This is a genomic window from Pseudomonas sp. LARHCG127 (genome assembly GCF_052871455.1).
Genome location: NZ_JBIXJT010000006.1, coordinates 71,578 through 86,784, shown reverse-complemented (window position 1 = coordinate 86,784; position 15,207 = coordinate 71,578). Strand labels below are relative to the sequence as shown.

9 protein-coding genes and 2 pseudogenes are annotated in these 15,207 nt (G+C 62.3%); 5 read left to right on the top strand and 6 right to left on the bottom strand.

Annotated features, from left to right (window positions below):
- Nucleotides 1–82: 82 nt before the first annotated feature.
- Nucleotides 83–1,867 (bottom strand): IlvD/Edd family dehydratase, encoded by a 1,785-nt coding sequence (locus tag ACIPQ1_RS12145; RefSeq protein ID WP_446534180.1) that lies wholly within the window; start codon nt 1,865–1,867, stop codon nt 83–85.
- A 47-nt stretch (nt 1,868–1,914) separates the two neighbouring features.
- Nucleotides 1,915–3,096, bottom strand: a complete 1,182-nt coding sequence (locus tag ACIPQ1_RS12140) for a fumarylacetoacetate hydrolase family protein (protein ID WP_411384941.1) — start codon at nt 3,094–3,096, stop codon at nt 1,915–1,917.
- Between the two features lie 114 nt (nt 3,097–3,210).
- Between ACIPQ1_RS12140 and ACIPQ1_RS12135 the strand changes: the two genes are divergently transcribed.
- From ACIPQ1_RS12135 to ACIPQ1_RS12120, 4 genes are all read left to right on the top strand, one after another.
- Nucleotides 3,211–4,164 carry a LysR family transcriptional regulator gene (locus tag ACIPQ1_RS12135; RefSeq protein WP_446534179.1) on the top strand — a complete coding sequence of 318 codons (954 nt, stop codon included), beginning with the start codon at nt 3,211–3,213 and terminating at the stop codon, nt 4,162–4,164.
- Between the two features lie 303 nt (nt 4,165–4,467).
- On the top strand, nt 4,468–5,850 hold the full coding sequence (locus ACIPQ1_RS12130; protein WP_411384939.1) for an MFS transporter: 1,383 nt from the start codon (nt 4,468–4,470) through the stop codon (nt 5,848–5,850).
- On the top strand, nt 5,847–6,587 hold the full coding sequence (locus tag ACIPQ1_RS12125; RefSeq protein WP_411384938.1) for an SDR family oxidoreductase: 741 nt from the start codon (nt 5,847–5,849) through the stop codon (nt 6,585–6,587). The genes ACIPQ1_RS12130 and ACIPQ1_RS12125 overlap by 4 nt, the downstream gene beginning before the upstream one ends.
- 25 nt (nt 6,588–6,612) lie before the next feature.
- On the top strand, nt 6,613–7,461 hold the full coding sequence (locus ACIPQ1_RS12120) for an ureidoglycolate lyase (protein ID WP_446534178.1): 849 nt from the start codon (nt 6,613–6,615) through the stop codon (nt 7,459–7,461).
- Nucleotides 7,462–7,730: 269 nt separating this feature from the next.
- On the opposite strand, the gene ACIPQ1_RS12115 is transcribed toward ACIPQ1_RS12120, so the two are convergent.
- A complete protein-coding gene (locus tag ACIPQ1_RS12115) occupies nt 7,731–10,826 on the bottom strand; it encodes a multidrug efflux RND transporter permease subunit (protein ID WP_446534177.1) in 3,096 nt (1,031 codons plus the stop codon).
- Nucleotides 10,827–10,829: 3 nt separating this feature from the next.
- On the bottom strand, nt 10,830–11,999 hold the full coding sequence (locus ACIPQ1_RS12110) for an efflux RND transporter periplasmic adaptor subunit (RefSeq protein ID WP_446534176.1): 1,170 nt from the start codon (nt 11,997–11,999) through the stop codon (nt 10,830–10,832).
- A gap of 309 nt (nt 12,000–12,308) precedes the next feature.
- On the opposite strand from ACIPQ1_RS12110, the gene ACIPQ1_RS12105 reads away from it, so the two are divergent.
- A complete protein-coding gene (locus ACIPQ1_RS12105; protein WP_250964397.1) occupies nt 12,309–12,500 on the top strand; it encodes a hypothetical protein in 192 nt (63 codons plus the stop codon).
- Between the two features lie 396 nt (nt 12,501–12,896).
- On the opposite strand, the pseudogene ACIPQ1_RS12100 reads toward ACIPQ1_RS12105, so the two are convergent.
- Nucleotides 12,897–13,487, bottom strand: a pseudogene (locus tag ACIPQ1_RS12100) (methyl-accepting chemotaxis protein); the annotation flags it as partial.
- A gap of 267 nt (nt 13,488–13,754) precedes the next feature.
- Nucleotides 13,755–14,948, bottom strand: a pseudogene (locus tag ACIPQ1_RS12095) (PDC sensor domain-containing protein); the annotation flags it as partial.
- Between the last annotated feature and the right edge of the window lie 259 nt (nt 14,949–15,207).

Genomic DNA, 15,207 nt, shown 5'->3' with positions numbered 1-15,207 from the left:
CGCGCATCTTTCTCCTTTAGGTCCGTGGAATAAATCCCTCTGGGTTGGCATCTGCATTCAACGTGCGTGAACAATCGCGCACTCAGTGCGAATGACGCGGCTCACCACTACGAGCAATCACCCGCAGGTGCAACGTCGCCGGCTCCAGGCAGCCCCCGGTGGAGAGTTGCCCCACCAGTTGCCGGTACAACTCCTGCCAGGGCGTTTGCGAAGGCGGGATGTTCGGCGTCCACGCGAGTCGGCGCCGGGCCATTTCTTCGTCGTCGATCAGCAGGTTCACCGTGCGAGTGTTCAGGTCCACTTTCAGCCGGTCGTTGGTTTTCAGCAACGCCAGGCCGCCACCCACAGCCGCTTCAGGGGACATGTTGAGGATCGATGGGCTCGCCGAGGTGCCGCTCTGGCGACCATCGCCCAGGCAGGGCAGGGAGTCGATGCCTTGCTTGATCAATGCGGCTGGCGGGGCCATGTTCACCACCTCCGCGCTGCCGGGGTAGCCCACCGTGCCGACACCGCGAATGACCAGGATGCAGCGCTCATCGATGTCCAGCGCCGGGTCGTCGATGCGGGCGTGGTAATCCTCCGGTCCTTCGAAGACGATGGCCCGGGCTTCGAAACTGTTCTCGGCGCCGGGCTCGGATAGGTAGGTCTTGCGAAACGCCTCGCCCACCACTGACATCTTCATGATCGCGCTGTCGAAGAAATTGCCGCTGAGCACGATGAAACCGGCACGGTGCTTGAGCGGCGTCTCGAAGGGATGGATCACATCGGCGTTGCTGGTCAGGCTGCTGCTGACGATTTCGCCGATGGTCCTGCCGCTGACCGTGGCGCAGTCTTCGTGCAGGCGTCCGGCTTTTTGCAGTTCATGCATGACCGAGGGCACGCCGCCGGCCCGATGGAACCCTTCGCCCAGGTACTTGCCCGCCGGCATGCAATTGACCAGCAGCGGCACGTCTTCGCCAATTCGTTGCCAGTCATCCAGGCTCAGTTCGACGCCCATGTGCCGGGCGATGGCGATCAAGTGCGGTGGGCAATTGCTCGAAGCGCCGAGGGCAGAGGCGACGGCGATGGCGTTCTCGAAGGCCTGGCGGGTCATGATCTGGGAAGGGCGCACGTCCTGGAGCACCAATTCGCAGATACGCTTGCCAGTGGCGTAGGCCATTTGTCCGCGCTCGCGATAGGGCGCCGGGATGCTCGCGCAACCGGGCAGCGACATGCCCAAGGCTTCGGCCAGGGCGTTCATCGACAAGGCGGTGCCCATGGTGTTGCAGTGACCCACCGAGGGCGAGGCCGCGGTGGTCATTTCCATGAAGCCTTCGTAGTCGATTTCGCCGGCGGCCATCAGGTTGCGCGCATGCCAGAGCACCGTGCCGGAGCCGATCAGTTCGCCCTTGTGATGGCCGTCGAGCATCGGCCCGCCGGACAGGACAATGGCGGGCAGGTCGGTGGTCGCCGCCGCCATCAGGCAGGCGGGCGTGGTCTTGTCGCAACCGGTGGTGAGCACCACGCCATCCAACGGGTAGCCGTGAAGGATTTCCACCAGCCCCAGGTAGGCCAGGTTGCGGTCCAGCGCCGCCGTGGGCCGGCGCGACTGTTCGGCGATCGGGTGCACCGGGAATTCCATGGGGATGCCGCCGGCATCGCGGATGCCGGCCTTGACCCGTTGGGCCAGTTCCAGGTGATGACGGTTGCAGGGCGTCAGGTCGCTGCCGGTCTGGGCGATGCCGATGATCGGGCGTCCCGATTGCAGCTCTTCGCGGGTCATGCCGTAGTTCATGTAGCGTTCGACATACAGCGCGGTCATGTCCGCGTGGGCCGGGTCATTGAACCATTGCTCGCTGCGCAGGCGGCGTTTAGGCGTGTCACTCATGATTCATGTCTCTCTTGTAATTGGATGAATCGGTCACGGTGGTGGCGTCAGCGGCCCAGCAGTCCTCGGGCGGCGAGGTTACGGATCAGGGCACCGACACCAAAGGTCCAGGGGGCGGCGTCGCAGCTGTGGGTGACCTGGTTATGCAGGCTGCCAAGCAACGGGCTGCTGATGCTGACCACGTCCCCGCGCTTGTGGGTGAAACCGCTGCCGGGATGGTCGCGGTCTTCGGTGGGGGCGAACAGGGTACCGAGAAACAGCACAAACCCGTCCGGATATTGGTGGTTGGCGTTGAGTGTCTGGCCCGCCAGGTCCTGCGGGTCACGGCTGATCTGGCTCATGGAACTCGAACCGTGCAGGCGGTAGCCATCTTCGCCTTGTACCTTGAGATCGACCACGCAGGCGCGGACGTCATCCAGGCTGAAGTGTTCGTCGAACAGGCGAATGAACGGGCCGATGGCGCAAGACGCGTTGTTGTCCTTGGCCTTGCTCAGCAACAGCGCACTGCGGCCTTCGATGTCCCGCAGGTTGACGTCGTTGCCCAGGGTGGCGCCGTGGATCTGGCCACGGCTGTTCACCGCCAGCACCACTTCCGGTTCCGGGTTGTTCCATTGCGAGATCGGATGAATGCCGATGCGGCTGCCGCTGCCCACGGCGGCCAGGACCGGTGCCTTGGTGAAGATTTCCGCATCCGGGCCGATGCCGACTTCCAGGTACTGCGACCACATGCCCTGTTCAATGAGCAAGGCTTTCAGGCGCATGGCTTGCTCGGACCCCGGCACGATGGCCCGCAGGTTGTCGCCGATCACGCTGTGCACGGTGGCACGGACGGCCTCGGCCTTTGCCGCGTCACCGCCGGCTTGTTCCTCGATCACCCGCTCGATCATGCTGGCGGCGAAGGTCACGCCGGCGGCCTTGATCACTTGCAAGTCCAGGGGCGGCAAGAGGAACGGCTTGGTCGGGTCGGCATCAATGCCGGTATTGGCCAGCAACGCTTCGACGCTGGCGATGAAGGTACCGGGCGTTTGCCTGACAGCGGCCAGGGGGGATTCTGTTTCCAGCAAGTCGCTCAATGTCGCAAAACGCTCCGACAGATCGAACACCCCGTCGCTGCGCAGCACCACGGGTGAAGGCCCAGCGATACGGCCAGGTACCCAGGCACGACCAATCAGGGTGCCGGCAACGCCATCGACGGGCAGGGTGTTCTCGGGAGTCAGCATCAGCGACATGGGCAGTCTTCCTGGTGAGTAAAGCGTTCAAGCTAGGGCGCGCTGTTGATGAACTCCAATGAGATATATTCAGTATCTGATAACGTCCGGTTATTGCATCGTCGAGGATTGCCCATGTCCGACCTGTCTTTCTCCAGCTTCTGCGGCTGGCTCAAATTTCGCCATCTGCTGCTGATCGATACCTTGGGGCGCACCTGCAACATGCATCTGGCGGCCGAGCAGATGAACCTCAGCCAGCCGGCCGTGAGCAAGATGCTCAAGGAAATCGAAAGCCTGCTCGGCTTTGCCCTGTTCGAACGCCGACCCCGGAGCATGCCGCCCACCGCACTGGGCGAACATGTGCTGCGTTACGCGCAGATCGCCTTGAACGACGCCCGTTCGTTCGTCGAGCAAATCAGCAGCCTGCGCGAAGGCGGCCATGGCTACCTCAAGGTCGGTGGTATCTTTGCCGCGACGGCGGTGGCCTTGCCCGAGGCGATCCTGCAGATCAAGCAACGCTGGCCCTTGCTGTCCATCGAGGTGGTGGAGCAGACCAGCAACCATCTGATGAAGATGCTTGAAGAAAAGAAACTTGACCTGGCCGTGGCGCGGTTTACCGAGCAAAGCCAGCAACAGCGCTACGATTTCCAGCCCCTGGCCCCGGAGCCGTTCTGCATCGTGGTCAACGACCGCCACCCCCTGGCGAACGCCGGGCCGACCTCCTTGCAGCAACTGGTGGACCAGCCGTGGATTCTCTACCCGGTCGGCACGCCGATCCGCGCCCGCATGGAACTGGCCTTCGCCGAAGCCGGGGTGGGGATGCCGCGCAACACCATCGACACCATTTCCATGCAGACCTTCCTCCAGGTCCTGCAACGCGGCCCCATGATCGGCATGCTGCCCAATGCCATGGTCGATCCGCTGCTCGAAAGCGGCCAGCTCAAGACCCTCGATACGCCGCTGCACCTGGTGCCGCAGGATTACGGGATCCTGACGCGAAAGGATGAGCCATTGGTGGGCGCGGCGCTGGAGTTCGCCGAGATCCTCAAGGACAACGCCCGCCAGAGGGGTGGACTGTCCCACCGATAACGCGAGCACGCTCGCCCCCACCGGTGGCTGCGGTTCAGCTGAATTCTGCAATTGCTCAAGATCCAGTGTGGGAGCGAGCTTGCTCGCGATAGCGGTGGGGCGGCTTGCTGCAATCCCCGTGGCGAGGGAGCTTGCTCCCGCTGGGCTACGCAGTAGCCCCTTTGGATTCCGATAACAGATGGTTATCAACTAATCCAAAAATGCCATTGGGAAAGAATCGATCCCCGACAGTAGAGTCCTCGTTCAATCGCCGGATGACTCGCTCATTCGACGTGACCCAATAAAAACAATCAGGGGTTACTTATGCAAACCATCTCCGAGCAGTTGCCCGCCCAGGCGCAAGCTGGCGAGCTCGACTTCGAAGAACGGACCTACCGCAAGGTCATCTGGCGCATCCTTCCCGTCCTGCTCCTGTGCTACATGGCGGCGTACCTCGATCGGGTGAACATCGGGTTCGCCAAGCTCGACATGCTCAACGAGCTGCAATTCAGCAACACCGTGTATGCCTTGGGCGCCAGTATGTTTTTCTGGGGCTATTTCCTCTTCGAAGTCCCCAGCAACCTGTTGCTGCATCGCTTTGGCGCGCGGTTCTGGATCGCCCGGATCATGCTCAGCTGGGCGGTGATCTCCATGGCCGTGGCCTACACCGTGCCGCTGGCGGCGTTTTTCCATCTCGAATCGAGCACGATGTTCTACGTGCTGCGTTTCCTGCTGGGGATCTGCGAAGCGGGCTTTTTCCCTGGCGTGATCCTCTACCTCAACTACTGGTTCCCGACCCACCGGCAGAGCCGGGTGATGTCCGGGTTCCTGCTGGCGCTGCCGGTCAGCCTGACCCTGGGCGGCATCCTCTCCGGCTGGCTGATGAACAGCATGCAGGGCGTCCACGGGATGTCCGGTTGGCAATGGATGCTGATCATCGAAGGCATTCCGTCGATCATCATGGCGTTCGTGGTGATCGTCTGCCTGGCCGACAACATAGACAAGGCCAAATGGCTCTCCGTCGCGGAAAAAGCCTTGCTCAAGGCCAATCTGCAAACCGACAACCAGGGCAAGGCCACGCGCTTGAGCGAAGTGTTTTTCAACCCTCGGGTGTGGTTGCTGGTGTTGATCCTGCTGACCTTCAACACCGGTTTCTATGGCCTGGCGTTCTGGATGCCGTCGATCATCAAGAGCACCGGCATCACCAATAGCCTGCATATCGGTTTGCTCACTGCCATTCCTTACTCGGTGGCGGTGGTGGCGATGCTGCTCAACGCCCGTCATTCCAACCGTACCGGCGAGCGGCGCCTGCATGCGGCGATCCCGGCCTTCATTGGCGGTGTCGGGCTGATCCTCAGCGCGTTTTTCGCCGATAACCTGGTGCTGTCGGTCCTGTTCCTCAGTGTCTCCGCCTCGGGGATCCTCAGCCTGATGCCGATTTTCTGGACGCTGCCGGGCACCGTGCTGTCGGGCGTCGCCGCCGCAGCCGGGATCGGCATGATCAACGCCATCGGCAATCTGTCGGGCTTCACCGGTTCGATGATTACCGCCGTGGCGGAAACGCTGACGGGTAATATCAATAACGGTACTTACGTGTTGGCCTTGTGTCTGTTGGTCAGCGGTGGATTGATCCTCGCGATCCCTGCCTCGATGCTCGGCAGGACGCCCAAGACCGCGCCCACGGCAGCGCAACTGGAGACCGCATGAGTCTGCAAAACAAGCGAGTCCTGGTGACGGCGGCCGGGCAAGGCATCGGCTTGGCCAGCGCCATTGCCTTCGTCCAGGCGGGCGCCGAAGTGTTCGCCAGCGACATTGATATTGGCGCATTGGCGGGTATCGAAGGCATCACGCCGATGATCCTCGATGTCACCTCGGCCGATGCCATCGACGCTGCTCGCGACCACATCGGCGGGCTGGACGTGCTGTTCAACTGCGCCGGTTATGTGCACAGCGGCAACATCCTGGAATGCGATGAAGCGTCCTGGGCACGTTCGATGGGCCTCAATGTCACGGCCATGTACCGCATGATCCGCGCGTTCCTGCCGGGCATGCTCGCCCGTGGCGGCGGCTCGATCATCAACATGTCGTCGGTCGCGTCCAGCATCAAGGGCGTGCCCAATCGTTTCGCCTATGCTGCCAGCAAGGCGGCGGTGGTGGGGCTGACCAAATCCGTCGCCATCGACTTTGTCGGCCAGGGCATTCGTTGCAACGCCATCTGCCCCGGCACGGTGGACTCGCCTTCGCTACGCCAGCGCATCGCCGACCAGGCTGCGCGACAAGGTGTCGAAGAAGCAGAGGTCTATCGGCAGTTTCTCGACCGCCAGCCCATGGGTCGTATTGGCCACACCGAGGAAATCGCGCAATTGGCGTTGTACCTGGGCAGCGACGCGTCCGCCTACACCACCGGGACGGTGCATGTGATCGATGGCGGCATGAGCCTCTGAATTTTCACTTGAGCAGGAGCACTTCATGAAACTGTTGCGTTACGGCGAAAAAGGTTCGGAAAAACCCGGACTGTTGGATGAAGACAAGCAGATCCGCGACCTGTCGGGCCACGTCGCGGACATCGCCGGGCAGGCCTTGGGCCCGGAAAGCCTGGCGCGACTCGCCGCCCTCGACCCCCGCAGCCTGCCGCTCGTGGAGGGGCAGCCGCGCATCGGGGCCTGTGTCGGCCAGGTCGGCAAATTCATCTGCATCGGCCTGAACTACGCCGACCATGCCGCCGAGTCGAACATGGACGTGCCGAAAGAGCCGATTATCTTCAACAAATGGACCAGTGCCATTTGCGGGCCGAACGACGACGTCCAGATTCCCCGTGGCTCGCTCAAGACCGATTGGGAAGTCGAGCTGGGCGTGATCATTGGCAAGGGCGGGCGCTACATCGACGAAGCCAATGCCATGGAGCATGTCGCCGGTTATTGCGTCATCAATGACGTGTCCGAGCGCGAGTGGCAACTGGAGCGCGGCGGCACCTGGGACAAGGGCAAGGGCTTCGACACCTTCGGCCCTCTAGGACCCTGGCTGGTGACCCGGGACGAAATCGCCGACCCCCATACGCTGGATCTGTGGCTGGAAGTCGACGGGCATCGCTATCAAAACGGCAATACCCGGACGCTGATCTTCAGCGTGCCGCAACTGATCGCCTACCTGAGCCGCTGCATGAGCCTGCAACCGGGGGATGTGATTTCCACCGGCACACCACCGGGTGTTGGGCTGGGCATCAAGCCCAACCCGATATTCCTGCGCCCGGGCCAGACCATGCGCTTGGGTATTGAGGGCTTGGGCGAACAGTGTCAGGTGACTGTGCAGGCGGACTGAGGGCTAGGCTCGCTGCCGTCTTCGCGAGCTGGCTCGCTCCCACAGAAGGACTTCCGATGCACGCAGATATTGTGCCTGCTGAAGATCCACTGTGGGAGCGAGCCTGCTCGCGAAGGCGGCGTCCTAGTCAATAAAAATGTTGAATGTGCCGGCCTCTTCGCGAGCAAGCTCGCTCCCACAGTTTGTCCCAGGTGATCGCCGGATAGGCGTTCAACTCAAATCCCTGTGGGAGCAAAGCTTGCTCGCGATAGCGGTGGCCCGGCCTGGCCTCATTTTGAATCAACACGCCTGACACGCTTCATCACCACCACGAAAAACACCGGCACGAACACCACCGCCAGGGTGGCGGTGATCATGCCGCCGATCACCCCGGTGCCAATGGCCTGCTGGCTCGCCGAACTGGCACCGGTGGCGATTGCCAGCGGTACCACGCCGAGAATGAACGCCAGGGACGTCATGATGATCGGTCGCAGGCGCAGGCGGGCGGCCTGGAGCGTAGCGTCGATCAGGTCATGCCCATCGTCGTACAGGCTCTTGGCGAACTCGATGATCAGGATCGCGTTCTTTGCCGACAGGCCGATGATGGTGATCAGCCCGATCTTGAAGAACACATCGTTGGGCATGCCGCGCAACGACACGGCCAGCACCGCGCCGAGCACACCCAGCGGCACCACCAGCAACACCGAGGTCGGGATCGACCAACTCTCGTACAGCGCCGCCAGGCACAGGAACACCACCAGCAGCGACAGGCCCAGCAGGATCGGCGCCTGGCTGCCGGACAGGCGTTCCTGCAAGGACAACCCGGTCCATTCCTGGCCCAGGCCCGTCGGCCCTTGGGCCACCAACCGTTCGATTTCAGCCATGGCTTGCCCGGTGCTGTAGCCCGGGGCCGGTTCGCCGGAAATGCTCACCGCCGGATAGCCGTTGTAGCGGGTCAATTGCGCCGGCCCCTGGGTCCAGCGGGCCTGGACGAAGGCCGACAACGGCACCATTTTCCCGCTGCTGTTACGCACGTGAATCTTCAACAAGTCCTCGACCTGGCTGCGCTGGTCACCCTCGGCCTGCACCACCACCCGCTGCATCCGCCCCTGGTTGGGGAAGTCGTTGATGTAGGCCGAACCCACCGCCGTGGACAACACACTGCCGACGTCGGCAAAGGAAATGCCCAGGGCATTGGCTTGCTTGCGGTCGACTTCAAGTTGCACCTGCGGCGCCTCCGCCAGGGCGCTTTCGCGGACATTGATCAGCATCGGGCTTTTTTCGGCGGCGGCGAGCAATTCGCTGCGGGCCTGCATCAGCGTGGCGTGGCCGAGGCCGCCACGGTCCTGCAAGCGGAACTCGAAACCGCTGGAGGTGCCCAGGCCGTCCACGGGCGGCGGCAACACCGAGAACGCCATGGCGTCCTTGATCTGACTCAGTGCCAGGTTCGCGCGGTCGGCGATGGATGCCGCCGAGTCCTCGGCGCCGCGTTGCGACCAGTCCTTGAGGGTGGTGAACGCCAGGGCCGCGTTCTGCCCGCTGCCGGAGAAACTGAAGCCGAGGATGACCGTGCTGTCGCCGACCCCCGGCTCACCGGCGTTGTGCGCCTCGATCTGCTCCACCACCTGCACCGTCCGGTTTTTGCTCGCGCCCGGTGGCAACTGGATGTCGGTGATGGTGTAGCCCTGGTCTTCCACCGGCAGGAACGAGGAGGGCAAGCGACTGAACAGCAGGCCCATGCCCACCAGCAGCACGCCGTAGATCAGCAGGTATCGGCCGCTGCGTTTCAGCGCGTAGGCCACCCATCCTTGGTAGCGGTCGCCGAATCGGTCGAAACCACGGTTGAACCAGCCGAAGAAACCGTTTTTGCCGTGGTGATCACCTTGGGCGACCGGTTTGAGCAAGGTCGCGCAAAGTGCCGGGGTCAAGGTCAGGGCGAGAAAGGCCGAGAACAAAATCGACGTCGCCATCGACAGCGAGAACTGTTGGTAAATCACCCCCACCGAGCCCTGCATGAACGCCATCGGAATGAACACCGCCACCAGCACCAGGGTAATGCCGATGATCGCACCGGTGATCTGCCCCATGGCCTTGCGCGTGGCTTCCTTGGGCGACAAGCCTTCCTGGGCCATGATTCGCTCGACGTTCTCCACCACCACGATGGCATCGTCCACCAGGATGCCGATGGCCAGCACCATGCCGAACATGGTCAGCACGTTGATCGAGAACCCTAGCGCCAGCATCGTCGCGAAGGTGCCCATCAACGCCACCGGCACCACCAATGTCGGGATCAGCGTGTAGCGAATGTTCTGCAGGAACAGGAACATCACCGCGAACACCAGCAGCATCGCTTCGCCGAGGGTATAGATCACCTTGGTGATCGAGACTTTGACGAACGGCGAGGTGTCGTAGGGAATCTTGTATTCCACACCGGCCGGGAAGTAGCGCGACAGCTCGTCCATCTTGCTGCGCACCAGGGTCGCGGTGTTCAGCGCGTTGGCGCCCGGTGACAGTTGCACCGCCACCGCAGTGGATGGCTTGCCGTTCAGGCGCGTGGAAAACTGGTATTCCTGGCTGCCGATTTCCACCCGGGCCACGTCGGCGATGCGCACCGTCGAGCCATCGGGGTTGGCCTTGAGCACAATGTCGGCGAACTCCTGCGGCGTATTGAGCTGGCCTTTGACGACGATGGTCGCGGTGATTTCCTGGGTGCTGCGGCTCGGCAGATCCCCCAGGCTGCCGGCCGAGACCTGGGCGTTCTGCGCCACGATGGCGGCATTGATGTCGGCCGGGGTCAAGTTGAACCCCACCAGTTTCCGGGGGTCGATCCAGATCCGCATGGCCCGCTCGGCGCCGTACAGCTGGGCCTTGCCGACACCGTCCAGGCGCTTGATCTCGTTCATCACGTTGCGCGCCAGGTAGTCGCTGAGGGCCACGTCGTCGAGCTTGCCGTCGTTGGAGGTGAGGGTGATCAGCAGCAGGAAGCCGGCCGAGACTTTGTCCACCTGCAAGCCCTGCTGCGTGACCGCTTGCGGCAGGCGCGACTCCACCGCCTTGAGGCGGTTCTGCACATCGACCTGGGCCAGTTCCGGGTTGGTCCCGGGCTGGAAGGTCGCGGTGATGGTGGCGCTGCCCAGGCTGCTTTGGGATTCGAAATACAGCAGGTTGTCGGCGCCGTTGAGTTCTTCCTCGATCAGGCTGACCACGCTGTCGTCCACGGTTTGCGCCGAAGCGCCCGGATACACCGTGTAGATCTCGATCTGTGGCGGGGCCACGACCGGGTATTGGGCCACCGGCAGTTGTGGAATGGCCAGGACACCGGACAACAGAATGAACAAGGCGACGACCCAGGCGAACACCGGACGGTCGATGAAGAATTGCGGCATGGCTTAGTGTCCTGCCTGTGGCCCGGGAACCTGGGCGAGGGGAAGTGGGGAATCGTCGACCCGGACTTGCTCGCCGGGACGGGCGTGTTGCAGGCCTTCGATGACGATGCGGTCGCCGGGTTTCAAGCCGTGGGTAACGACCCAGCGATCGTTTTGCGCGGCGCCCAATTGTACCGGTTGCTGGCTGACCTTTTGCTCGGCGTCCAGCAGCAACACTTGGGCGACCCCGGCGCTGTCACGCAGGATGGCCCGTTGCGGCACGGTGATGCCTTGGCTGTTGACCGCCTGTTCGAGGCGCACGCGGATGAAACTGCCCGGCAGCAGGTCCAGGTCGGGGTTGGGAAATTCGCTGCGCAGGGTGATCTGGCCGGTACTCGGGTCGACGCTGAGGTCGGTGAACAGCAACTTGCCGGGCAACGGGTAAGGGCTGCCGTCGTCCTGGATCAAGGTGGCCTTGGCCTGGCCCTGGCCGACTGCTTGCAACTGCCCTGCGCGAAAGGCGCGGCGCAGGTCGTTGAGTTCGCGGGTCGACTGCGTGAGGTCGGCGTGGATCGGGTCCAGTTGCTGGATCAGCGCCAACGGCGTGCTTTCGTTCTGCCCCACCAAGGCGCCCTCCGTCACCAGGGCGCGGCCGATGCGCCCGGAAATCGGCGCGGTCACCGTGGCATACCCCAGGTTCAGTTTCGCCCGTTCCACCGCGGCCTTGCTGGCGGCGACGTCAGCGGCCGTCTGGCGCACGTTGGCCCGGGCGTTGTCGTAGTCCTGGCCACTGATCGCCTTGTCATCGATCAACTGGGCATAACGCTGGGCTTGCAAGCGGGCCTGGAACGCATTGGCCTCGGCCTTGCGCAACGCCGCCTCGGCACTGTCCAGGTCGGCCTTGAACGGCGCCGGATCGATACGAAACAGCACCTCGCCCTGCTTGACGTCGCGGCCCTCATGGAACACCCGCTGCAAGACCACGCCGGCCACCCGCGCCCGGACTTCGGCGACCCGTGGCGCGGCGATCCGGCCGCTCAGCTCGTTGCTGATCGACAGTGGCCGGGCCTGGACGGTTTCGACACGCACGCTGGGCAGCGGGGCGGAGGCTTCCGGGTTCGAGGCGCTGTCACAGCCACTGAGCAGCAGCGCGCCGACCAACAGGCCCAGTGTGACGAAAGGAGTCTTGGACATGGTGCTTCCCCACGATTGAGCCGCCCATGGTAGGGACCGAGGCCTGTGGCAGGGGTGAAGCTTTGTAGGCGCTCTGTGAAATTGTGTAACCACACAGGCCGCTAGATCCGAAATTGACCGACCATTTGCTGATGATGGTTGGCCCATCAGAATGCAGGGGAGGAGGATTTGATTTTTATAGGTAGGCGTATTTTTTGGCGTCACCTGTTAGTTCTGACAGTAGCGACAATCTTTTTTTTGCTGAGAATATGCAGCAATCACCATCAAGGTGATTGAGTTTGAAATAGACCGTCAGACAAGGAGAACGTTATGAGCTACACAACGAGCGATTATAGGGGATATGAAATTCGCGCATATTCCGCCGATGATCCGGAGTATCCAAATCAATTCCAGGTTTTCTCAAAAAACGGTAACAAAATAACGCTTCCTCAGCGCACCCTCGAGGACGCGCAGAGGCATCTTGATGCTTCAATGAATCCTGATGATCACGCCCGTTATTAGTAAAAAACCCAACGATTGATGAAAAGCGGCAGCACGATGAGGTGGAAAGCCACGGGCCTTCAAACGTCCGTGGCTCGCCAAGCTTTATTTGGATTCAATTAAGATTGGCGGTTCACGTAGGCTGGTTAAGCAGATTGCAAGAGGCTATGGCGTGCAACGAGTGACACGCCTGCGATGCTGCTTCTTCCATCCGAATGGTCAAGGATCTCGCTGATTTCGCGAATGTCACTAATGCGATGGCTGATGTCTTCCACGATAGCGCTTTGCTCCAGAGCGGCGGTGGCGATCTGGGTACTCAAGTTGTTGATCTGCCTGACGAAGCCAGACACGAGTGACGAATGAGTGTCACTCAGGGTTTGGCGGGTGCCGGCAACTACAGTGAATCGTCAAGCACCCTTATATCCGAAAATGCCCCACCAACTGCTGCTGGTGGTTGGCCATGGCATGCAACGAGTGGCTCGCCTGCGAGGCTTCCTCCATGCGGCTGGTCAAGGTTTCACTGATGCCGCGAATGTCACTGACGCGATGGCTGATGTCTTCCACGACAGCGCTTTGCTCCAAGGCCGCGCTGGCGATCTGCTGGTTCATGTGTTCGATCACTTCCACGGCATCGGTGACGCGCTGCAGCGCCGCCTGGGTCTTATCGACTTGAACGACGCTGTCCCTGGCCAGCTCGCGGCTCGACTGGGTGCTGTGCACGACGTCCTGGCTCAGTTGCTGCAACGCTTCGATCACCGAGCGTATTTGTTCGACCGAATTCTGCGTATTGCTCGCCAGATGCCGGACTTCGTCGGCCACCACCGCGAAGCCACGGCCCTGTTCGCCAGCGCGGGCGGCCTCGATGGCGGCATTCAATGCCAGCAGGTTGGTCTGCTGGGCAATCGCACAAATCACATCCAACACCTGGCCGATGTGCTGACTGTTGCCGGCCAGTGCCTGCACTTGTTCGAGGGTGGTTTCCAGGCAGCGGTCGAGGCTGTCTATGCTGTTGACCGCGTTGGCGAATAGTTCCCGCCCTGATCGGCTAGCGTTTTCGGCGACGGTGGCGGCATCGGCCGCCTGGTGGGAATGGCGCGCCACTTCCTGGGCGCTGGTGCTCATTTCATGCAAGGCGGTTGCCGCCAGTTCGACTTCCCGGTACTGCGTGTGCATGCCCGCGCTGACTTCCCGGGCCACCTGCGCCGAGGTGTCGGCGGTGTTGCGGGTGTCCAGGGAGGCTTGCTGGATATCGCGGATGATGGGCTGCAGTTTATCGAGAAAACGATTGAAACCCTGGGCCAGATGGCCCAATTCATCGTGGCGGTCGTCGGGCAGGCGCTGGGTGAGATCGCCGTCGCCGTCGACAATCGCATCGAGCATTTGCGCCACCCTCAGCAGTGGCCGGGTCACGCCGTAGGCGGTGAGCCAGATGAGTAACAGGCCCAAGCCGGCAGCCAGCAAGCCCAGGCTGAGATTGAACCAATTGGCCTGGCGATGCTTGTCGTCCAACTGGGCCTGCATGTGCAGGGCCGGCGCTTGTACCAGCGTTTCCGGCACGCGTATCTGCAATTGCCAAGGGGCGTTTGCCGGAGCGGTTTGCACGGTTTGCTGCACATCGACAGACGTACCCGCCACGGTGCCGCTGTGGCCGGCAATTTGCCCGGATGGGGAAAGGATGTTGATTTCGCTGTGGCCGGGATACAGGTCGTTGGCCAGGCTGGCGGCGAGTTGCTGGAGGGTATCGAGGCTGATGTCCATGCCGACGACACCGATAACTTTGCCTTGGTCCAGCAGCGGTATGGAGATGCTGCTCATCAGCGTCTTCTGGCCTTCGACCTCGATCGCGTAGGGCTCGGTCACGCAGGTGCGCCCTTGGGTCTGGGGGCAGACGTACCAGGCGTTGGCCGGCTCGCTGCCCGGTGGCGCGGTGTTGGCACTGATCTGGGCTTCGCTGAGCACTTCTTGCACCAGATGGCCGGGTTGGCTTTGCGACCAGTACAGGGCAAAGCGACCTATTTCATTGCCGGCCAGATCCCGTTGGCCGGTGAAGCCGGCATCTTCACCGATCAGCGCGTCGGGAAGCAGCACCACGTAGAAGCCCAGCACTTTTTCGCGGTTCTGGAGAGCCTGGCGGGTCGCGGCGATCAAGTCCCGACGCAGTTGCCCCGGTGTCAGTCGCCCGTTCCACGCCTGGGCGCGCAGTTGCAGGACTTGCTGGGCAAAACCTTCCCCATAGATCGCCGTTTCGCTGAAAAACCGTTCCACCCGCTGACCGTGTGCCAAGCCCTGTGCCTGCAAACCTTCCAGGGCCGAGCGCCCCAGCAGTTGACTGCTTTGCTGCTTGAGCAACGTTGCGCTTTGCTGGCTCTGATACAGCGAGGCACCGGTCAGTGCGCCGACGACGGCCAGCAGGCACAGGCCGCTCAGGAGCGTGATCCGCCATTGGATAGAGAGACGAGTGAAGGACATGCTGAGGTTTTCCTGCGCGTGGGGATTTTTATTGTTCTGTGCCCAGCACGGTTTGAGCGGTGGGCGAGGTTATCTTGCGGCAGGGGGCACTTTCCCGTTATCCCGAATCGGCAGCGGTTGTGCGCCGGCATAGGGCAATGCGGCTCCGCCAAGAAAACACAAAACCTGTGGCGAGGGAGCTTGCTCCCGCTGGACTGCGCAGCAGGCCCAAAAAAGAGGGGCCGCTGCGCGACCCAGCGGGAGCAAGCTCCCTCGCCAC